At 62.6% G+C, this 20,455-nt stretch carries 22 protein-coding genes; 7 read left to right on the top strand and 15 right to left on the bottom strand.

The window, feature by feature from the left end:
* Positions 1–100: 100 nt before the first annotated feature.
* Genes cyoD through cyoA form a run of 4 tightly spaced genes read right to left on the bottom strand, consistent with a single transcriptional unit; the run spans position 101 to position 4,007 of the window.
* Positions 101–436 carry a cytochrome o ubiquinol oxidase subunit IV gene (gene cyoD, locus KHF85_RS13930; protein ID WP_009582621.1) on the bottom strand — a complete coding sequence of 112 codons (336 nt, stop codon included), beginning with the start codon at positions 434–436 and terminating at the stop codon, positions 101–103.
* Positions 436–1,062 (bottom strand): cytochrome o ubiquinol oxidase subunit III, encoded by a 627-nt coding sequence (gene cyoC, locus KHF85_RS13935; protein WP_284567120.1) that lies wholly within the window; start codon positions 1,060–1,062, stop codon positions 436–438. Before cyoC ends, cyoD begins: the two co-directional genes overlap by 1 nt.
* Before the next feature lie 3 nt (positions 1,063–1,065).
* Positions 1,066–3,066, bottom strand: a complete 2,001-nt coding sequence (gene cyoB / locus KHF85_RS13940; protein ID WP_284567121.1) for a cytochrome o ubiquinol oxidase subunit I — start codon at positions 3,064–3,066, stop codon at positions 1,066–1,068.
* Complete coding sequence (cyoA, locus tag KHF85_RS13945; protein ID WP_284567122.1) at positions 3,066–4,007, bottom strand: ubiquinol oxidase subunit II; 942 nt, start codon at positions 4,005–4,007, stop codon at positions 3,066–3,068. The genes cyoB and cyoA overlap by 1 nt, the downstream gene beginning before the upstream one ends.
* A 453-nt stretch (positions 4,008–4,460) precedes the next feature.
* On the opposite strand from cyoA, the gene KHF85_RS13950 reads away from it, so the two are divergent.
* The 4 genes from KHF85_RS13950 (at position 4,461) to KHF85_RS13965 (ending at position 7,588) form a co-directional block, all read left to right on the top strand.
* Positions 4,461–4,793: a hypothetical protein gene (locus tag KHF85_RS13950; protein ID WP_284567123.1), complete on the top strand. Its 333-nt coding sequence runs from the start codon at positions 4,461–4,463 to the stop codon at positions 4,791–4,793.
* A 256-nt stretch (positions 4,794–5,049) separates the two neighbouring features.
* Positions 5,050–5,574, top strand: a complete 525-nt coding sequence (locus tag KHF85_RS13955) for a hypothetical protein (protein WP_284567124.1) — start codon at positions 5,050–5,052, stop codon at positions 5,572–5,574.
* A gap of 33 nt (positions 5,575–5,607) precedes the next feature.
* Positions 5,608–6,120, top strand: a complete 513-nt coding sequence (locus tag KHF85_RS13960) for a glycoside hydrolase family protein (RefSeq protein WP_284567125.1) — start codon at positions 5,608–5,610, stop codon at positions 6,118–6,120.
* Positions 6,074–7,588, top strand: coding sequence for an XVIPCD domain-containing protein (locus KHF85_RS13965; RefSeq protein WP_284567126.1), 1,515 nt, complete (start codon positions 6,074–6,076; stop codon positions 7,586–7,588). Before KHF85_RS13960 ends, KHF85_RS13965 begins: the two co-directional genes overlap by 47 nt.
* 109 nt (positions 7,589–7,697) lie before the next feature.
* Here KHF85_RS13965 and KHF85_RS13970 read toward each other — a convergent pair whose 3' ends face one another.
* The 4 genes from KHF85_RS13970 to KHF85_RS13985 form a co-directional block, all read right to left on the bottom strand.
* Positions 7,698–9,245, bottom strand: a complete 1,548-nt coding sequence (locus KHF85_RS13970) for an outer protein P (protein WP_284567127.1) — start codon at positions 9,243–9,245, stop codon at positions 7,698–7,700.
* A 34-nt stretch (positions 9,246–9,279) separates the two neighbouring features.
* Complete coding sequence (locus KHF85_RS13975) at positions 9,280–10,236, bottom strand: IS30 family transposase (protein WP_009597007.1); 957 nt, start codon at positions 10,234–10,236, stop codon at positions 9,280–9,282.
* A 51-nt stretch (positions 10,237–10,287) separates the two neighbouring features.
* Positions 10,288–10,539 carry a hypothetical protein gene (locus KHF85_RS13980; protein ID WP_284567128.1) on the bottom strand — a complete coding sequence of 84 codons (252 nt, stop codon included), beginning with the start codon at positions 10,537–10,539 and terminating at the stop codon, positions 10,288–10,290.
* Between the two features lie 693 nt (positions 10,540–11,232).
* A complete protein-coding gene (locus KHF85_RS13985) occupies positions 11,233–11,379 on the bottom strand; it encodes a hypothetical protein (protein ID WP_284567129.1) in 147 nt (48 codons plus the stop codon).
* 515 nt (positions 11,380–11,894) lie between these two features.
* Between KHF85_RS13985 and KHF85_RS13990 the strand changes: the two genes are divergently transcribed.
* On the top strand, positions 11,895–13,121 hold the full coding sequence (locus KHF85_RS13990; protein WP_284567130.1) for a tyrosine-type recombinase/integrase: 1,227 nt from the start codon (positions 11,895–11,897) through the stop codon (positions 13,119–13,121).
* A gap of 165 nt (positions 13,122–13,286) precedes the next feature.
* Positions 13,287–13,508, top strand: coding sequence for a hypothetical protein (locus tag KHF85_RS13995; RefSeq protein WP_284567131.1), 222 nt, complete (start codon positions 13,287–13,289; stop codon positions 13,506–13,508).
* 91 nt (positions 13,509–13,599) lie between these two features.
* Here the strand turns inward: KHF85_RS13995 and KHF85_RS14000 are convergent, their stop codons facing one another.
* The 4 genes from KHF85_RS14000 to KHF85_RS14015 all read right to left on the bottom strand — a co-directional run bounded on the left by KHF85_RS14000 (position 13,600) and on the right by KHF85_RS14015 (position 16,377).
* On the bottom strand, positions 13,600–14,124 hold the full coding sequence (locus tag KHF85_RS14000; protein WP_284567132.1) for a hypothetical protein: 525 nt from the start codon (positions 14,122–14,124) through the stop codon (positions 13,600–13,602).
* A gap of 225 nt (positions 14,125–14,349) precedes the next feature.
* Complete coding sequence (locus KHF85_RS14005; RefSeq protein ID WP_284567133.1) at positions 14,350–14,589, bottom strand: hypothetical protein; 240 nt, start codon at positions 14,587–14,589, stop codon at positions 14,350–14,352.
* Positions 14,590–14,623: 34 nt separating this feature from the next.
* Positions 14,624–15,349 (bottom strand): hypothetical protein, encoded by a 726-nt coding sequence (locus KHF85_RS14010; RefSeq protein ID WP_284567134.1) that lies wholly within the window; start codon positions 15,347–15,349, stop codon positions 14,624–14,626.
* 71 nt (positions 15,350–15,420) lie between these two features.
* Positions 15,421–16,377: an IS1595 family transposase gene (locus KHF85_RS14015; protein WP_284566649.1), complete on the bottom strand. Its 957-nt coding sequence runs from the start codon at positions 16,375–16,377 to the stop codon at positions 15,421–15,423.
* 277 nt (positions 16,378–16,654) lie between these two features.
* Between KHF85_RS14015 and KHF85_RS14020 the strand changes: the two genes are divergently transcribed.
* The gene (locus KHF85_RS14020; protein ID WP_284567135.1) at positions 16,655–17,152 is read left to right on the top strand and encodes a hypothetical protein; all 498 of its coding nucleotides are present in this window, start codon (positions 16,655–16,657) and stop codon (positions 17,150–17,152) included.
* Positions 17,153–17,155: 3 nt separating this feature from the next.
* Here KHF85_RS14020 and KHF85_RS14025 read toward each other — a convergent pair whose 3' ends face one another.
* The 3 genes from KHF85_RS14025 to KHF85_RS14035 form a co-directional block, all read right to left on the bottom strand.
* Entirely contained in the window at positions 17,156–17,401 is a 246-nt protein-coding gene (locus KHF85_RS14025) for a hypothetical protein (protein ID WP_284567136.1), read from the bottom strand.
* Complete coding sequence (locus KHF85_RS14030) at positions 17,394–17,912, bottom strand: hypothetical protein (RefSeq protein WP_284567137.1); 519 nt, start codon at positions 17,910–17,912, stop codon at positions 17,394–17,396. Before KHF85_RS14030 ends, KHF85_RS14025 begins: the two co-directional genes overlap by 8 nt.
* A 423-nt stretch (positions 17,913–18,335) precedes the next feature.
* Positions 18,336–20,453, bottom strand: coding sequence for an AAA family ATPase (locus KHF85_RS14035; RefSeq protein ID WP_284567138.1), 2,118 nt, complete (start codon positions 20,451–20,453; stop codon positions 18,336–18,338).
* Positions 20,454–20,455 lie beyond the last annotated feature (2 nt).

Genomic DNA, 20,455 nt, shown 5'->3' on the forward strand with positions numbered 1-20,455 from the left:
CATCGCCGGCGACATCGGCCGACATTGCACGCCGATGCGAGCGCCGCAACGCAAGAGGCCGCCCGGAGGCGGCCTCTTGCGTTGCGGCGACTGCGCGGCCTCAATGCATCATGTTGACGTTGAGGTTGTGCATGACCCACAGCGAGCCGACCACCACGATGCCGATGATCAGCAGCGAGAACAGGCCCACGTGCACGTTGGAGCGCTGCTCGGCGGAGCGGTCCATGTGCAGGAAGTAGATCAGGTGCACCAGCATCTGCAGTGCGGCCAGCACCGCGATGACGATGACGGTCACGCCCTTGGGGAACGCGCCGCTCATGACCATGCCGAACGGGATCACGGTGAGCACCACCGCCATCACGAAGCCGATCAGGTAGGACTTCAGGCCGCTGCCGTGCGACTCGGCGTGTGCGTCGGAAGGAGAATGGTTGGCCATTACAGCGCTCCCAGCAGGTAGACGATGGTGAACACGCCGATCCAGATCACGTCCAGGAAGTGCCAGAACAGGCTCAGGCACGCCAGGCGAGTGGTGGTGCGCGGGGTCAGGCCGTTCTTGGCGATCTGGATCACCAGCACCGTCATCCACAGCAGGCCCGAGGCCACGTGCAGGCCGTGGGTGCCGACCAGGGTGAAGAACGCCGACAGGAACGCGCTGCGGCCGGGGCCGGCGCCCTCTTCGATCAGATGGTGGAACTCGTAGATTTCCATGCCCAGAAAGCCCAGGCCCAGCGCCGCGGTGACCGCCAGCCAGGCGTACAGGCCGCCCAGGCTGCGCTTGTGCGCGGAGATCATCGCCAGGCCGAAGCTCAGGCTGCTGAACAGCAGCAGGAAGGTTTCCACCAGCACGAACTTCAGGTCGAACAGTTCCTTGGCGGTGGGGCCGTCCACCGTCGCGCCGGCCAGCACCGCGTAGGTCGCGAACAGGCCGGCGAAGATGAGGCAGTCGCTCATCAGGTAGACCCAGAACCCGAACACGGTGTTGCCGCCGCTGTCGTGGTGGGCGTGGTCGTCGTGGCCGTCGGCGTGGACGGCGTGGTGGTTGTCGAGCGTCGTGGAGGACATGGTTCAGACCACCTTTGCGGCATGCGCCGCCTGTTGCTGTTCCAGCAGGGCGAAACGCGCGTTCTCGATGCGTTCCACTTCCTCTGCCGGGACCCAGTAATCGACGTCGTCGTCGAACGTGCGCGCGATGAAGCTGCCGATCATGCCGACCAGGCCGATGATCGCCATCCACCAGATGTGCCAGATCAAGCCGAAGCCCAGCACCACGCTGAAGGCGCCGATCCAGACCCCGGCCGCGGTGTTGCGCGGCATGTGGATCGGCTCGTACTTGGCCGGACGCGTCCAGCCCTTGCCCTTGAGCTTGTCTTCCCAGAACTGGTCGCGGTCGTCGATGTGCGGCAGCACGGCGAAGTTGTAGAACGGCGGCGGCGAGGACGTGGCCCACTCCAGCGTGCGCCCGCCCCACGGGTCGCCGGTCAGGTCCAGGTTGTCCTTGCGCTTCCAGATGCTGTAGCCGATCTGCACCAGGTTCAGGAAGATGCCGCAGCCGATGATCGCCGCGCCAGCCGCGGCCACCATCAGCCACGGCGCCCACTCCGGATGGTTGTAGCTGTTCATGCGCCGGGTCATGCCCATGAAGCCGAGCACGTACAGCGGCATGAAGGCGACGAAGAAGCCGACGATCCAGCACCAGAACGAGGCCTTGCCCAGCGTCTCGTTGAGCTTGAAGCCGAACGCCTTCGGGAACCAGTAGGTCAGGCCGGCCAGGTAGCCGAACACCACGCCGCCGATGATCACGTTATGGAAGTGCGCGATCAGGAACAGGCTGTTGTGCAGCACGAAGTCCACCGCCGGGATCGCCAGCATCACCCCGGTCATGCCGCCGATGGTGAAGGTGATCATGAAGCCGATCGTCCACAGCACCGGTGCGGTCATGCGCACGCGGCCGCGGAACATGGTGAACAGCCAGTTGAAGATCTTCACTCCGGTGGGAATGGAGATGATCATCGTGGTGATGCCGAAGAACGCGTTGACGTTGGCGCCCGAGCCCATGGTGAAGAAGTGGTGCAGCCACACCACGAACGACAGCACGCCGATGCACGAAGTGGCGTAGACCATCGAGGTGTAGCCGAACAGGCGCTTGCTGCTGAAGGTGGCGATCAGCTCGGAGAAGATGCCGAACGCCGGCAGGATCAGGATGTAGACCTCCGGATGGCCCCAGATCCAGATCAGATTGACGTACATCATGGCGTTGCCGCCGCCGTCGTTGGTGAAGAAGTGCGTGCCCAGGTAGCGGTCCGCGCCCAGCAGCGCCAGCGCCACGGTCAGGATCGGGAACGCGGCGATGATCAGGATGTTGGTGATCAGCGCGGTCCAGGTGAAGATCGGCATGCGCATCAGGGTCATGCCCGGCGTGCGCATGCGCAGGATCGTCACGAAGAAGTTGATGCCGGTCAGCAATGTGCCCAGGCCGGAGATCTGCAAGGCCCAGATGTAGTAATCGACGCCGACCCCGGGACTGTATTCCAGCCCCGACAGCGGCGGATACGCCAGCCAGCCGGTCTGGGCGAATTCGCCCACGCCCAGCGAGATGTTGACCAGCGCCGCGCCGGCCACGAACAGCCAGAAGCTCAGCGAGTTCAGGAACGGGAAGGCCACGTCGCGCGCGCCGATCTGCAGCGGCACGATCAGGTTCAGCAGGCCGGTCATGAACGGCATGGCCATGAAGAAGATCATGATCACGCCGTGCGCGGTGAAGATCTGGTCGTAGTGGTGCGGCGGGAAGATGCCCTCGTTGCCGCCGTGCGCCATCGCCTGCTGGGTGCGCATCATCGCCGCGTCGGCGAAGCCGCGCAGCAGCATCACCAGCGCCACCACGATGTACATGACGCCGATGCGCTTGTGGTCGACCGAGGTCAGCCACTCGTGCCACAGGTAGCCCCACTGCTTGTACTTGGTGACCGCCGCCACGACCAGCAGGCCGAGCAGGCCGGCGCCGCCGAGGGCGCCCATGACGATCGGCTCGTGGAACGGAATCGCCTCGAGCGTGAGTTTGCCTAGCATCACTTGTCTCCAGAAGTGCACATGGCGACCGGCTCAGCAGCCGATGCCGGATGGGCGTCGTGGCCTTCCATATGCTGACCCTTGCCCATCATGTATTTGTGAATCAACGACTTGAACATGCCGTCCTGCACCGACGCGTAGTAGGTCACCGGGTACGGCGCCTTGTCGTTGCGGTTGGCCGCCAGGATCTGGAACTCGGCCTGGTCCAGCGCCTTCGGCGCGGCCTTGACCTTGGCCACCCACGCGTCGAAACCGGCGCGGTCGGTGGCGTGCGCGGTGAAGCCCATCTTCGAGAAGCCGTGGCCGCTGTAGTTCGCCGACAGGCCGAAGTAGTCGCCCGGCGCGTTGGCGATCAGGTGCAGCTTGGTCTCCATGCCGGCCATCGCGTAGATCTGCGTGCCCAGGTGCGGGATGAAGAACGAGTTCATCACCGTATCGGAGGTGATCCTGAAGTTCAGCGGCGTATCCACCGGGAACGCGATCTCGTTGACCGTGGCGATGCCCTGCTCCGGGTAGATGAACATCCACTTCCAGTCCAGCGCCACCGCCTCGATGGTGATCGGCTTGACCTTGGAATCCAGCGGCTTGTAGGGGTCCAGCGCATGCGAGGAGCGCCAGGTCAGCACCGCCAGCACCAGGATGATCATGCACGGGATCGACCACACCACCACCTCGATCGCGGTGGAATGCGACCAGTTCGGCTCGTAGCGGGCCTTGGTGTTGGACGCGCGATAGCGCCAGGCGAAGGCCAGGGTCATCACGATGACCGGGATCACCACCAGCAGCATCAACACCACCGAGGTGATCAGCAACGTCTTTTCGTCGTGGCCGATCTGCCCCTTGGGGTTGAGGATGGCCGCATCGCACCCGGCCAGCAGCAGCGCGGGCAGGAGCGACAGACCGGAGCGCAGCGAGCGCCGGAGTTGTTTCAACGGAATCATCGAACGATCCAATTGCGTAAGGGATGCGGACCGCGCAGTGGCGAACGGGAGCGGCACAGACGGCTTTTCCGCGTTTCCTGCGGCATCCTGGCCGGCATGCGCGATCGACCGCGCATTTTATGCTGCCCTGCGGCATTTCCGAAAGCCATTGACAAGGCCGAGCGTGCGCACAGGCGTGTTTTTGTGTGCGACACATTGCCGCACCTGCGTGCGACGGATCGCCGCAGCCTGCCCGCAACGCGCAGTCCGCGCCTTCGATCTCGTTACAAGCTGAGATGACATCAGGCGCGACTGGCACCGCTTCGGCACGGCATTTCTTCTTTCGACCAGGATCGACGTCCCGACTGACCAAGGCATTAGCGCCGCGACGCCCCGGCCACACCCGCGGCGCCGCTACGGCCGCGACGCCGCCTTCTTCTGCTTGATCTGCTCGACGTAGTTGTAGATGGTGAAGTGGCTGACCCCCAGCGCCGCCGCCTGCTCCACCTCGGCTTCGCCCCCGCCGCGCTGACCGAATCCCCCCGCATCGTCCGCGACCTGATCCCCGACTCGGCCGCCGCCAAGGCCGGCGTGCACAACGGCCACGAGATCACCCGCCCGGTCGGCCAGGATCAGCTGCAAGGCGAACAAGACGGCATCCTCACGCTGCAGTTGCAGCGCGACGGCAAGCTACTGACGGTTTCGTACAAGCCGCGTGGCGAGACCGTGCCGACGTGGCAGTGGAAGCGCAAGCAAGGTATCTCGGACCCGACCAGTTCGCTGCTCACCACCGCGCACGCGCAATGACCAACAGGCTTCCTCCCTGGGCAAACGCCTGACGCAATTCCAGCCGATGATCCGGCGAATACTTCATCTTGCTCATGGCCCAACTTCTCAAAAATCGGAGTCTCCCGAAATCCCAGGGCGGTCCATTTTTTCGGTTCACGTCACCAATCGAGACATTCCCTGACGTCACAGCAGGAAAATTCTAGCCTGGAAAAGTAGGATCAGAATTCATCTTTGGCTAGACTGCCACTCGTATGAAAAAGGGTGAGAGAACCACATGGCAATCCGGAGATCCGCGGTCGGCGCACTGGCGAGCTTTCTACTCGTCTCGTGCGCTGGCTTGGGTGCTTGCACGTCCAGCCCACCCGCGAAAGCTGCAAAAGCCGATTTCAATGGCGCATGGTCTGTGAAGTGGTGCGATCAATCAAAACCTGACACAGATTGCGGGGGTTTCAACCTTGATCTTGTCCAAGATGGAAGCCGACTGTGCGGTAGCTATGACAGCGCCCGCGCCGGATTTTCCCAGATCGATGAGGGCGGAAGAGTCTCAGGCTCTGCCAATGGCAAGAGCGCAGTTCTAACGGTGGAAAGCGAGCGTAGCGGTGGAAAGTACATCGCCCAAGCAGTGTTCGATGGTAGCCAAATCCATTGGAAGCTGAGAGAAACCATCCGAGAGGCTGACCGGGACATCGACATCATTGCGATTGACGAGAAGCTTGATCGAAGACCACTCCAAGGGGATCTGGCTTTGAAACACGCGGATACCGTATCGGACTGCCAAGCTCAATGGCGCAAGAAGTAGGGAAACATTGAAACCGCCTTAATAAGAGGGCACATGAACTACCGCGAGCTGACCGAACAGGAATACTACGCCCGCGTTCGCATCGTGGTGGCTGGCGCTGAAAGTCTTCACGCGCGAGCCCAGGATGTACACGACGGCATGGCTACGATCGGCTATGGATATACGTTCAATCGGGGCAACAACACTGAACTCTGGCAAGCCTCAGGCATACATCTGACGCCCCAGGAAGTCTCGGCCCTGGAAGCCATTGACGCTGCGCCGGCTGCGAACCGCACGCGCCTTGGACTTGCCTTCCCACGCGAACTTACCGCAGCAGAGTCGGAGCAATTGCTGCGGACCTCCATGCGCGAATACGAAGGACCCGCAAATTCTCTGAATATGCCGCTGTCCGAAGAGCGTGTTGCCATGGTCTCGCTGACCTACAACCGCGGTGCCGAAGCATTGATAGGCGACACGGCCAAGCACATTCCGGAACATCCCATTATGGATGCCATCCGGGATGGAAACAGGGCAGAAGCATGGTTCCAGATGCGATACAACTGCTAGGGCATCTTCAGATGCTCAGTTCGAGGGTGGTCTGCGCAAGCGTCGGTTCGCCGAGGCACAAGTGTTCAGGCTCTACGACAATCCAAACAACGTGTCGCCGGATGAGGCGCGCAGCGTTGCCCAGATGTACGGCCTGCATCGGGATGAGATCGATCGGGTGGAACAAGCCCATGGCGTATCGATCTACGGCGATATGGCCGGGCGGAATCGAATCGCGGAGGCGAACCGGGACTACCCCGCCCTCGTCCGCGAGTATGGAATCGTCCAAACCATCGCGGAATCACTGGAGCCGGCCCGCCAGACGCTGTTGAGGCAAGCCCGCGAGGAAAACCCTGCTTTGGCGGATCGGCTCACACCAGAGAACTTCACTGCGGACCGGATTCATCTTGATCCGAATCGAGACTTACGGGATGCCGCCAGCGTCGATCATGACCTAGCGACTATGCGCAACCAACATAATCCGCCAAGGGCGGCGACGATCAACGCCGTCGGCCGAGAGCAGCGCAACTCGACCACAGAGGATGTCGATCCGAACCATGCCACAACTATCGATTCTCGACGGATGTCGCACGGCCATAATCCACAGGAGATTGCCAGCAACGACTTGCTGATGGGACAAGGCGGCAACGACACCCTGCGGTCACATCGTGGCGATGACATCCTGATCGGCGGGCAGGGCCGCGACCGGATGGAAGGTGGCGAAGGTCACGACACCTACGTGATCGACGCCGGCGACACCGTGATGGACAGCGACGGCTTGGGCGAAGTGCGCTGGGGCGGGCAGGAGCTGACGGGTGGCAGGCGCTCGGAATCCGATCCCGCCAACACCTACCGCAGCGAAGATGGGCGCTTCCTCTACACCCTGGAACACAACAACCTCTCGATCACCGACACGCAGGCCTCCGATCAGGCGCTACGGGAACGGGCGGTCATCGAGAATTTCCAGAGCGGCCAGCTGGGGATCACCCTGAGCGGACCGGGCGCTGGCGACGCACGTCCTCAGGCGGCCCCGCAAAAGCATAGCGGGCTCGGCCCCTCCGGCCCAAGGCCCGAAGATGCCGCGATGGTGGAGCAATTACGCTCATCTGTCGCCGGACTCGATGAAAAGGCCAACAAGCCGTGGGACGAACGCAGTGAACGAATGCTCGCCAGCGCATACAAGATGGCCGTGGAGGCGGGATTCAAACCCGATGACAAAGTGGCAGTTGCGTTGAACCTGCCTACAGCGACGCAATCGGCAGGCGAGACCATGTTCGTCATGCGCTCCGGCCCTGGAGCATCGCCCGATCCTTACGCCAATCGTGCTCAAATGCCGACGAGCGAGGCACTGGCCGCGTCGCAGCAACAACACTACCTGGCTGCCAATCAGACTCGCGATATGCAGGAGCAGACGCGCTTGCAAGAACTCGCGCAAGCGCGTGATCGTGGTCCGGATGATCCAAGCAAGAGCGGGCCGAAGATGTCATGACGGACTTCGGCAATGCGAAAAATAGTGCATAACCCAACAACCCAAAGACAAGCGCCTAAGCGCGGGTGTCTACCAAAGGCTGGTCGGTCCACACGGTTGGTCGAGCCAGTTACCTCTGTCCACCAGAGCCAGCCTTCCAAAGCTGGCCGAGCAGCTTCGAGCCAATCGTTGCCCGGTGCACCTTGGCATCGGTGTGTCCGAGTGCGTGCATCACCTCTTCCCAACGTGAGCCCAAGTTGACCTCCCTCGCCGTCTTGAGGTGCACAGCGGTAAAGTCCTTATAAGGAAGCGAGCGCAGCACAGTGGGTGTCACCGGCTTTTCGGTATGCAGGTGTACGAACCAAGGCGCAGGGAGGTTGCCATTCGACTGCGGCGTGTGGTCGATACGCACTTCGAACAGCCTGCCACGGTTGCCGCGGTCGCCCTCCGAGGGAAGGCGCTTCGGAGCCGCGACGCATGCCAGTCCATTCATTGCCAACAAGCGCTCCAAATGCGGCGCGCGCGGCTGCGGATCGGTCTTGAGCGCATCGGCTTCGCGCCGATCGAAATCGTGCTCGATCGTCTGGAGAAAACGCAACCGCGTGTCGAGTTGCGCAATGCGTTCGTCTTGCGCGGGGAGCTTGCTTCTGAGTTGCAGCAGACGCTCTCTCGATCCAAACCAGCCCTGCATGGAGGTCCTGGCAAAATCGAAGGCCGTCGCAGCGTCATGCCTGGAATCGCCGATCAGTCGCTCTACGTTTGTGGTGTCCTTGCCAAGGCGTTTGGCGATCTTGATGAAATCCCCTCCGAGATCCGCCACAAGTGACGGCTCCAAGGGGGGGCCTCTCAGCACCTCGTCGCTCTGCTTCTGCGCTGCGCTGCGATCATCGTTTGCCAGCCGTGCGGGCACTTCCGTCGAGCTGGAGGCACCGCGCGTCTCATTGCGAACCTTGCGTGACTTGGCCGATTCGCTCGATGTCGTTATCGATAATCGTGGCGTCACTGATGCGGATGCTTGCTCGGTCGGGGCCTTCGCTACGCCAATCAGCTGCCTGTCATGGACAGCGAACTGACACAGATCAAGAAACGCCTGGCGTTGATCGGCAAGCGCCGTTGCGAGTTCAAGCATGGTCGGCCATAGATGATCTCTGGAATGATCCCCTTCCTCGATGAGCGCGGCAGCATCTAGACACAGCTTTATCCCCGCTCGGCCACGAATCTCGGCGTATTCGATAAGGACACCTTTGCACATGGCCAGCTCCTCCGGTGTAAGCGAGTGCTCGGTTGCGGACAGGCGTTCGAGACGGACATTGATCAGTCCCTTGATCGCTTCGGTCATCTCGGCGTGCATACATCTGTCGACTTCTTGAAGCTCTCTCAGTTGGTCCAGCACCTGTGTTAGGCCGCAATCGCTGGCCTGATCGAAGAGTTTCTTTGAATGTATTTTGTAGACCATTCCGCGGACGGTCTGTAGCTTCTCGTGGCAAACTCCTATCATCGTCTTGACGTACGGCAGCTTGGCCTTGAGCGAGTCGTGCAGCGCTTGATCCGTCATCGGCGACTTGATGCGTCGGCAACATTCCTCCAACGCTGCAATGGCATCAAGAAGATGAGCGCGTAACGCAAGCCATGATTCCGGCTGTTGCAGACGGATGGCTTCGGGGTTCAACGTCACCATGGCGACCCTTTCCGTGATCACATAGCCGGCGGATTCAACTCCGATTCGCAACGCTGTTGAGGACCTCCTCGGAGAAGACTTCGAGGGGCGTTTTGAATCCGAGTATCTTGCGCGGACGATTGTAGAGTCGCTGTTCGATCCATCGCAGGTGCGCATCGGTGATGGTGCTGAAATCGATGTGTCGTGGCAAGTACTGGCGCGTCAATCCGTTGGCATTTTCGTTGCTGCCTCGCTGCCATGCGCAGTACGGATCTGCAAAATAGAAGTCGCTCTGCAAGCAGGCGGCAATGAGCCGATGATCGGCGAATTCCTTGCCGTTGTCGGCGGTGAGGGTGTGCACCGTGTGGCCTAGGCCGCCCAGGCGCTGGACGATGGCGTTGCGCACGTTCTCGGCGGTGCCGTCAGGCGAGTAAGCCAGCAGATGCAGGCGACTGCGGCGTTCGGTCATGCTGACCACCACGGCCTTTCCGTGTGAGGCCCGGAGGGTATCCAGCTCCCAGTCGCCGATGCGGCTTCGCTGCTCCACCACGCTGGGGCGCTGTGTCCAGCTGCGCCGATGTGTCAGCTGTCCGCGGCCATCGCGCACGCCCCGCCGACGGCGCTTGCGGCGGCGCTTGCGTAGATGCGTGAACAACTGGCCACCGCGCTTGTGGTCAGCGTAGATGTGCCGATAGATCCATTCGTGACTGGCCAGGCCGGTGCGACCGGCAATCTGTTCCGGGCTGAAGTCCTCGCTCAGCAGGACCTCGATCTGTGCGATGCGCTCAGCGTCGATGCGTGGACGCCGGCTGGCCTGCGTGCGCCGATGCTCGCTGATGCGCTGTGCGTGATCTGGCAGATAGTGCCGAGCGTGCTGATTGCGGCGCAGTTCGCGGCTGATCGTGCTGGGCGCGCGCTCCAACGCATCGGCGATGGCCCGCATCGACATCCCGGTTTCATATAACGCATGCAAACGGTATCGTTCGGCCTGGTCCAGGCGGCTGGATGACATGGGCAACTCCACTTGGCGGTGAAGTCGCTCAAGTCAGGTCGCCGGGCCACTTCACAACCGTTGGTGTTGCGAATCGGAGTTGAAGCCGCCGCCCAATTCCTTGGCCATCTTCTCTTTGATTATCTTTTGGCACGAATCACAGTTCAGCGCCGCAGCTTTTGCGAGACCCGAAACCAACTCACTCTCGTAGTATTCGACTTGGGAGAGCGGCATCCGCTGTTGGATCTTCAGCTCGGCAAGCGCCTGCAACCCTTGTCGAGCGGATTGGATGGCGGACTCGCCGGACTTGAGTCTTGCTTCCATGCCCCTTGTGTCCGCCGGATCCGTCGGCGCTACGTTTATTACCAAGTGGTTGAACAGTTTCAGCCTGGACGAGGCCTTGTTCAATACGTCGAAAGGATCTGGCCCTTGCGAGGCAGGCGTCGGGGCAAAGAGCAACGCCCTGACGTCCCTGGCATTGGCGGACGATTCCGCTGGGGCATTGGCTCTGGACGCTCTGACCGGCCTCGGCGGTCTGATGGCAAGCCCACGGAGTTGCGCGGAAGGCGCCACAACGTCGGTAGACGCACTTGCGGTTGACCCCGGATCCGGGGGCGTCGGTGCAGGTTGCGTGGATTGCGAGGGATCCAGTGGGGTCTGATTGGTCGTTCTGACTTTAGGCACGGTGCATCCTCTGATATTGCCATTCAATTGCCACGCGCATGACGCCCAGATGCAACCGTTTTCGGGATGTGCGTGGATCTTGGTGGTGTGGCACGGAAAGGCCTGGCAAGTCAGCGAAGACGCCCGGTGCCGCGGCGTGGTGCAACACTCGTTTTACGTGCGTCATAGCACTCAGTCCGTCTGCCGGATCACGCTGCATGTCGCAGTGCCTGCATCGCGTGATGTTGGATCAGCCCTGCCGTTCTTCATCATGCGATCGTGGCTGACGCATCCGCAGCGATGTCTCTGTGGTGCCTGTGATCGCCGTTTCAACGCAAGCAGTTCGCTACTCAATCACTGGTCGATGGGCGCTAAATCAATGCCTAAGTAAACCACCGAATGCTGCGCCGTTCGCATGCTACGCGAATGGCTGGTGCCTGATACGAAGCCACCTGGAACAGGGTCGAGCTGAATTTGATAGGGCAGCGAGACCAGGCTCATGATCCGTTTCAGTGCGCACCCCAAAATATACCTGATTAGCACGCTGCTTCAGCCCGGTCGCAGGCTTGGAGCCAGCCGGCCCGCACATTGACGGCAAGTCATTCGTGCAGCAGTCAGAGCATGGCAATGAACCGTATCCAGTTCCAATCCGGGATGTCGCTGTCGGCCTTTCTGGCTGAGTATGGCGGAGAAAAGTAGTGCGAGAGCGCTGTGGAAGTGGCCCGTTGGACGGTTTCTGGTTCTTTACAAACTCCACTAACAAAAAACCCCGACCGAGGCCAGGGTTCTTCGCTGCATCTGGTGCCGGAAATAGGAATCGAACCTACGACCTACGCATTACGAATCGCTGCGCGCGCATAGTGCCATGATTTGAAATCAGACGGTCCGGAGTCGCTTACAGCAAGGGAAAACCGCGACCTAATAAGGCTTCAGGGGCACTTACGGCGCGTCTGAACACGGCACCTTGTGGTGCAAAACCGTGTCCGCGCCGTGGCCCAGCCACCCACGGAGCCAGCATGAAGTCGAAGATCACCCAGTCCCTTGTCGAGAGGGCACCGAAGCCCGAGCCGCGCAAGTCGGTCCTGTACGCCGACACCGAAATGCGGGGGTTTTACCTCATCGTCACGCCCACGAAGCGCAGCTTCTACGTGCAATCCCTCGTCAATGGGCGTCAGGTCAGGACGAAGCTGGGCGACCACCCGGCGATGGACGCCAAGCAGGCACGCGACGCCGCCCGGCAGACGCTGGTCGGTATGCGCGGCGGGGTCAACCCGAACGAGGAGCGCCGCCGAGCACGAGCGCGTGGCATCACCTTGCGCGAGGCGCTCGACCTCCACCTGGCAGCCAAGCCACTGTCCCCGAGGACAAAGGACGACTACCGCTACAACTGCGAGCAGTACCTGTCCGACTGGCTCGACCGCCCGCTGGCCGAGCTCGGCACGGACCGCTCAGGCGTCCGCGACAGGCACCGCCGCATCACCGATCGACACGGCGCGCCCTCGGCAGACAACGCCTTTCGCATCTTCCGCGCCGTGTACAACCGTGGCCTGCGCGAGCACCCGGACCTGCCGCCGAACCCTTGCGGGAACGTTGACTATCACGGACTTCGGCGCCGCAAGGTGGCTGCCCCGACGGATAGGCTCAGGGCGTGGGGCAAGGCTGTGCTCGGCCTCCACCCGGTGCGGCGCGACCTGCACCTGTTCATGGTGCTCACAGGCATGCGGCGCACGTCTGCCTGCGAGGCACGCGCGTCGGACTTGGACCTCGCCTCCGGACGCCTGCACGTGCCGAAGCCTAAGGGTGGATCGACGAGGGCATTCGATCTGTCGCTGTCAGGACCACTCGCGGCCCTGCTCAGCCACCGTATCGAGGAGAATCCGCGCTTGCATCGCAAGAGCCCATGGCTGTTCCCCGCAGACTCGAAGTCGGGCCATGTCGCCGAGGTCGCGCAGCACGAACTGGACGGACTGACGGGCCACGCCCTGCGGCACACATTCGCCACGCTAGCGGTAGAGTCGGGCGTCCCGCTCCTAGAGTTGAAGTACCTACTCAACCACGCAGCGAGCAATGTCACGATGGGCTACATCCACGTCGGACCCGAACACCTGCGCAAGCACCAGGAGACGGCGTCGCGCTACATCCTCGATCACCTCGGCCTCGAGTGGACCGCAGGCGAATGGCCTCCAAGGCTCGCAACCACGCGCCCAGACTCGCCGTCAACAAACGAATGCGAGGGCGCGTAGTGCCTACAAACGTTGATGGACGCGCAGAGATCGGCAAACGAGACTGGTCTCCATCGCGCGATAAGGCCGGGGACCCTCGGTACCACCAACTGACAGGAGATTGAATATGAATGATAGAACCGAAGCCGTCGAACGTATTGCGGATAGCCTGAGTGAGAGAGCCGCATGACGCTCGATCCCCATGACCGGGTGCGAGGTCGCGTCCAAGATCGACTGACCCGGCAAGTCGGCAGGACCGTCCGCGTCGGCAGCGAGGCGGACCGCCTGATCCTCGCCATCCGCGACGCGATGATCTACCGACAGGGCGAGGTGGCAATGATGGAGCTGCGGTTACTGCTGGAAGAGTGCTTGACCGAGTTGGACGAGTTCAGGAAGGCGCACGCCTGATCCACAGTCGGGACGCGATCGCGCACAAGCGCATGAAAAGAAGGGGCCACCGTGACGGTGGCCCTTTCTTGTGCATGATGGGAGAACGGCGTCAGTCGTCGGATGGCGCGGGCTCGACCACCCGAACGGTGGCCAGCGCCTCGACTGACTGCTCTTCGTCCATGTCTGCCGGGTGGTGCTTCTGACGTGGCGGCACCTCGACGCCCTTCTTGCGCATGTCGTTGGCATACCAACGAACACTCTTTGCAGTCGTCGCCGCGCCCTCGATCTGCGCGTTGACCATGTCGGCCACCAGCGCGTGCGGGAAGCCCGCTGGGTCCATCAGGATCGCACGTGCGAGTGCGCCCACGCCAAGACCGCGCGGCTTCTTCTCGGTCGCTTCGGTCGCTTCGGACGTCTCGGTGGCCTCGGTATTTGGCTCTGCGCGCGGTGGGATCGCCTTGGGCTTCTTCGGCTGCCCGAACGAGGCCAGGTCGATGCTCTTGTCGGCCGCGACCTGCTCGATCCGGGCGACGAGCTTGGTACGCGTCGCGAAGGTCTTGGGTCCTGCCGATTTGTCGGCGATCCGGTTGTGCAGGGCCAGCAGTTCTTTGGTTTGCATTTCTTCCAGCTTCATGGCGCTTTCCTACGTGTTAGTGGGTACGTAGGCATTAGGTCGTGGTTCCCTCGATCCGGGAGCCCCCTTGCCGCTGCTTTTAGGCCATCTAACTGGCTGTCGGCGCGCGGAGGCCCGCAAGCCCATGAAAAAGAAGGGAATGCCGTGAAGACACCCCCTCCGAGACACGGCCGGGCCACCCCTTGCCGCCTGCGCACCTAACCAACCCGGCCGGGTTTGCTCGGGTCAGACCGGGAGGAAGGCCAGGTGCGCCATCCCCGCCCCCAGGGCGTTCGCCCTGCGCTTGGTCTCGCGGTCGACGTACAGGTCCAGCGCGCGACAGTAGGGTTGCCCGGCCAGAGCGGCAGCTTTATCAAACTCCTTGGATCCGACGATCACGCCGTTGCGCGTGGCAACGGCTTCCAGCTCAGGGAACAGATCGCACCTGTTCTGCATCGCGGCGACCAGTGCCGCAAGGGCCATCATTGCTGGATGGGACGGTGAATAGTCGGCGCGTCGGTCAGTCATCGCTCTCGCCCCCGATCAGGTCGTGGTCGATCCCCCGCTCGCGCATGGCGAGCTGCACCGAGCCGAGTGGGTTGGACCTGCCGGCGTGCCAGGCGCGGATGGCGATCAGGATGCCCTGGAGGCGCGCGTCGCCCAGCTTGATGTACTCATGGACCTTCAGGAAGTCGTCCTGCTTCATCGCCGTCGCCAGCTCCACCGAGCCGACCGGGCGGTCCTTGCTGGGCATGCGGTCTATCAGGGACAGCACGGCCGAGGCCAGTGCGACGTTGCTCGTGCCGACTGCGATCTGGGCCATGTGGCCGAGCTCGGCGGGACCTGCGTGCTGGAGCTGCTGGAAGTACTCGGTGCGCTTGGGGTCGCCTAGGGCCGCGCGGGCCAGGACCTTGGCCGGGGAGTCGTAGAACTGGCGCTGCCCGACCAGCTGCGCGTGCGGCACGCCGGCCTCCTTCATGATCTTGTCCAACTCGGCCTTGGAGTTGTCCTTGATCTCGCGGACGCTGGCGAGGGTCTCGTGCTCGGCGAAGCGCGCCACGTCGGCCATGCCGATGCCGGGGGCGCTCTTCCAGCGCGCGGCGATCTGCTGCTTGCGAGTCGCGATGTCCTTGTTCAGCCGCTCGATCGCGGCGAGGGTTCGCTTGTGCAGCAGGTCCAGGGTCGAGGCGAGCTCGCCGATCTGCTGGGTGCTGAGGAGGGGGGTGTCGCTGAGGGTGATCTTCATGGCTCGTGTGCTCCGGTGGGTTTTGGTCCTCCGGTCGCCTATCACGAGCGCATCCCCAGCCGCGGGCCTGATTAGCGCTGTGTCTCAGCTGTCGTACGCAGTTGCTGCTCTGTGAGCCTTCCCGCGCCGGCCAGGGCACTGGCCAGGCGCGGCACCATGGCGGCCAGGTTGAAGCGGCGATTGAAGCGGTAGGCATGCGCATGCAGGTAGCGCGCGCCGTATTTGGGGAAGTCCACCGCATGGTGGGTGCCGCTAAGCGCCGTTTTGAGATTGCCCAGGATCGTATTGACCCAACGCAGACGAGGCTGCTGGACGCCTTTGCGGCCGCTTCCGGTCACGATGGCATCGTGGGTCAGGCCTGCCCAGCCCACACCGGTGAACGCTGTCAGCCCATCACTGACGACATGGGTGCCCGGTGCCAGTGCCTGCTGAGCCCACGTGTGCACGACGCTTCTTCGGAAGCTGGAGACCACATCCAGGCGGAGATAGCGCGGGCGCCCTTGATGCAGGGAAACCGCTGCAATAAACGGCACTTTATTGCGCCACTGCGGTTGGCCTGGACCACCGGCGCGTTCGCCGCCCAGATAGGCATCATCGATCTGGACCTCTCCGTCGAGCCGGCGTGACTGCTCACGATCGGCCATCGCCGACATCACTTTGTGCTTGATCCGCCATGCAGTGCGATAGCACACGCCCAGTTGCCGAGCCAGTTCCAGCGCAGCAATTCCGTTCTTGGCTTGGCTCACCAGATAGATGGCCAGCCACCACACCCGCAAGGGAAGCTTGGTGTCTGCCATGGGCGTGCCGGCGGTCAAGCTGGTCTGTACCCGGCAGCGCGCGCACTGCCACAGGTGCTGGCGTCCCCGCTCAAAGCCACTGGCATGCGTGTGTCCGCACTGCGGACACACGAAGCCATTGGGCCACCTGGCCTGAACCAAGGCCTCGACACATTGCGCCTCGGAGCCGTAGCGGCTCAGAAAAGCCGGAATCGAAAGCCCCTTTTGGAACTGGATCCGATTGAGCGTCATCGCCGTATCTCACTGAAGAACCTGCATTTCTAAACCAAGGCAGCATCACCAGCTGAGACACAGCGCTAATCAGGAGCCGCGGGGTGGTCTGCGCGCCAATGCGCTGACCGGATGCCTGCAATTTGTCGCGGATCGTTGGGCCTGAACGCCATTGTTGTTCGGCCATGTTTCCCTCGAAGCTGCAACCATCATTGTGGTTTGCGATTCATGAGCTTGGCGCCGCGCGACGCTCTAACTCAGTGTTAGGCTTTGGCAACAACAGGGAGGGCCAGAGAGAATGTTCATCGTTCCTGAGCACGTACTGAGCGCACGTAGAGATGAACTAGGTGAGTTCTTCCTCATCTTTTCCCGTTTTGAGTTTGCCGTGAAAGCCGCAGGCTATGTGAAGCAAGGGGGATGGGGAGAGGCAAAGGCTGATTGGGACGCGTTTGCTCTGGCCATTGCCGACGTACTGAAGACGCAAGGCTCTGAAGAATACGAACGAGCCGCAAAGTATCTATCTTCTAATCCACCCAAGTCTCAGACATACAAAGATGGAAAGCTCGGCTGGTCCCATCAGGCTGGGAAGGAAAGTTGGTCAGCGGAACGCGTCCTGCTTTTCCGCGTACAAGGAGTGCGAAATAACTTGATGCATGGAGCCAAATTTCTCGCCCCAGAAAGCCAAGACGCAGGCCGAGACCAACGCCTCATGGCAGCCGCAACCTGCATCATCGAACGACTAGTCAATGCATCTCCCAGCCTGCGAGAGGCGTTCTTTAGCCCAGCAATGGGATAGCTCCTATTCGCCGCGATTGATGCTGCCGTGCTCACGCCGGCCCTCGTACTCCTGCGACATGCGCTCCCACTCGTCCGCGTCGAGGCGCGGCACCGGGCCGAGGCACGTCATCTCGCTGCGCCGGGCCAGGGCGTCGCGCCCGCCCATCGCCTGGACCGCATCGGGCGCTGTGCCGTTGATCGCCTCCAGCATCACATCGATCTGCTCGGCCTTCGCGAGCGCCTCGGCCACCGTCAGCTTCTCACTCATCGTCCTGTTCCTTGTCGTGCGGACGCGCCGCGTTGTACTTGGAAAGCAGCGCCACGAGCTGGCCGCGCTCGTCGGCTGGCATCGCCAGCAGCGCGTCGGCCGACAGGCCCGTGTCCTCGACCCTGACGCGCAGCCTGTCGGCCATCTGGTCGCCGTAGCGGAACTTAAGCAGCACCTCCAGGAGCCTGTCGCTATGCTTGCGAACTGTCAGGGGCCGCTCCTCGCCTGTCGTCGGGTCCGCAGTGGTAGCTAGGCGCCCTTGGTGAATCACGGGCTCGTCGTAGCCGATCGCCGCGCGCCTGTACGCCTCGTCCAGAAGCGAGTCCAGGGCGACCTCGATGGCCTTCTCCCACCGCATGCGGAACTCGATGTCATTGGCCTTGTGGTAGAAGGCCGTCTGCCTGCTGATGCCTGCAGCAGCTGCGGCCTGCTTGGGCGAGCACGTGTCCCCCAGCACCTGGAAGAACAGCTCGCGCCGTTCGAGCGTGAAGGTGTTCGGGATGGAAAGCACGGCTGCGGTCTCCGGGGTGAAAAGTGGCTTACGCTGTGATGGTGTCGTGCTTACGCGTGCAGGCACGCCATCGTTCAAGCAGGCGGATCAAGGACTTGGACGGCCCCGCCCCTCTGATGTGCGATTAGATGGTGCGCTTCGGCGGGGATCACTTGGCCTGTTCGCCTCGCGCGCGAGGGACACGGCGCGCCAGGTTGCACACACCCGTCCACACGCTCACCGTTTATGTCGTTATTCAAGAATCAGATTCCGGGCAGACTTCGCTTTCACTTTCTTAAGAAAGTGAAAGCTGCGAAGTCTCGTCTGCCGTGGCCGAAATCTCGTCCGAAGTCTTCCAATCGAGTGGTCGCATAAGCTGCTGATTCGGAACAGACTTCAGACTTCAGAATGCCGCGAAGTCTCCGAAGTCCCGAGACTTCAGAATCAGACTTCAGGAGACTTCGCGGGCGTCCATGACGCGGCCTCGACGTGCACCACCTTCGGCGCCGTGGCGTACTTGCCAACGCGCTCGCACCACAGCCAGAAGTGGCGGCCGTCCCAGCTTGCGCGCACGGCGACGATGCGCCCCTCGGGAATCTTGTCCGTCACCGCCCGCTGCGCCGAGCTCTTGCTTATTCCCAGGCGCTTGGTGGCGGCGTCGAGCAGGTCGGACGCCTTCACCGTCCCGCTCGATGCGCCCAGCTCGCACGCCAGGGCAGTGAGTCCGTCGCCCCTCGTCGCCCCGCCCCCGAAGTCGGAGGCCGCGTCGACCATCAAGGTCGGACGGAGCACAAGCGACGATGGCGGTCTGCCGTTCCAGTCAGGTTCTCCCGGAAGATCTACGCGCTCTAGGTTGAATCGCATCGGCGGCTCGCGCTCCGCGTCCTTCTGCTTGTGCACGGTCACGGTAATGGTGCGCATTTCCTTGTCGCGGCTCACCTCGACCGTGGTATCCATTGCCCCGAGCAGAGATGAGCTTCCGCGCATGCCCTTACCGGGGTCCTTGCCGGAGTGGTGCACGACCACGACTGTTGCGCCCGTCTCGTCACGAATGCGCTTCATGCTGGCAATGTAGCGCCCCATGTCCTTCGCCGAGTTCTCGTCGGCGCCTGCTGCCGTCTGGTTGAGGGTGTCGATGACGACCAAGCGTAGCGGCCCGAGTTCCTCGACCACGTCGCTGACGAAGGCGCGCACGCCGCCTTCTCGCTCGGCGGCCAAGTTGACCTCACCGTGATCCAGCCAGAGCGGGAACCTGCCCACGTCGATGCCGCGGTCGATCTCCCATGCGCGGACGCGCTTGCCGAGGCCAGACGCGCCCTCAGCCGCGACATACAGGACGCCGCCGTCGGTGACCCTGCGCCCGTGCCAGTCCACGCCGCCCGCGACGGCCATCGCGATGTCGAGCGCCAGGAACGACTTTCCCGACTCAGGCGCGCCGTAGATGGCCGCGACGCTGTCCTCCACCAGTAGGCCGGGCACGAGCCACCGCGGCGGCGGCAGTGCCTTCAGGTCGTTCACGTTGAGGAAGCGCCTGCGGGTGCGCGCCTCGGCAGGTTCGACCTCGTCCCACACGTCAAAGTCGTCAGCCGCGTCAGGTGGTGCGATGCCGCCGCCCACCTCCTGCAGGAACATTTGCAGGGTCGCTGTGGTGACGGCCTCGTCCCTGTCGGCATGCAGCGAGTCCCAGCGGCGACCGATGATCCACTCCTGGCCGCGATAGTGGCTGTCGCCCATGCACCAATCGATGAACTCCTGCCGTCCCTCGCCGCTGGTCGCGAAATGGGAGGCCATCATCACGCCGAGCCAGCGGCCGTGCTGCTTCTCGCCGAAGTCGCAGGGGTCGAGTTGCTCCAAGGTCTTGGAGAGCTGCTCTGGCGTCAGCTCACCAATGCCAGACACCTGCGTTCTAGTGCGTTCAGGTCTGCGCGCAGCATTAACCAACCGCACGGGTAGGTCCGGCATGTCGTGCAGCGAGGGCGAGTTGGACGCCCACCTGTACTTGCCGCCGCTCGGGTGCACGGAGCCAGGAATGACAACCTGGCGGCCAAGCGATTTGAATTCGACCCCCTCGAAGCCATCCACGCTGTCCAGCAGCAGCACGCCCGCGGGCTTGCGGAAATAGAAGTGCTCGCCGGGGTGGGAGAGGTTGCCGGTAAGGACGTGCGGCGCCAAAGCGAGTGGCAGGTCGAAGGCTGCGGCCAGCTCGGCCAGGCTGTCGCGCCCTGCCGGGAAGTTGCGCGGGTCCACGTCCACCACAACCACGTCGGCGGGTAGGCGCACGCCTAGGTTCAGGCCGTCGCGCCTCGCGCGTTCCAGCACCTCGCCCTGCTCGTAGCTGCGTTCCTGCCAGCGCTTGTCGGCCGGCATCTTGTCGCGGCGGCGCAGGGGGATCAGGTCGAGGCGGAAGCTGTAGTATTCGGCGGCGGCCTCAAATGATGGCGTCGCGGCGGAAGACCCTGCGGCATCATTGATCCCGTGAGTCCTAGATAGCTCACTCTCCCGGTCGGTTGCACCCCTGCGCTTACGGTCCCGCATGCCGTGGGCGTTTTCATGTGCGGCCATCA

The organism is Xanthomonas graminis pv. graminis, assembly GCF_030168915.1.
Lineage (GTDB): Bacteria > Pseudomonadota > Gammaproteobacteria > Xanthomonadales > Xanthomonadaceae > Xanthomonas_A > Xanthomonas_A translucens.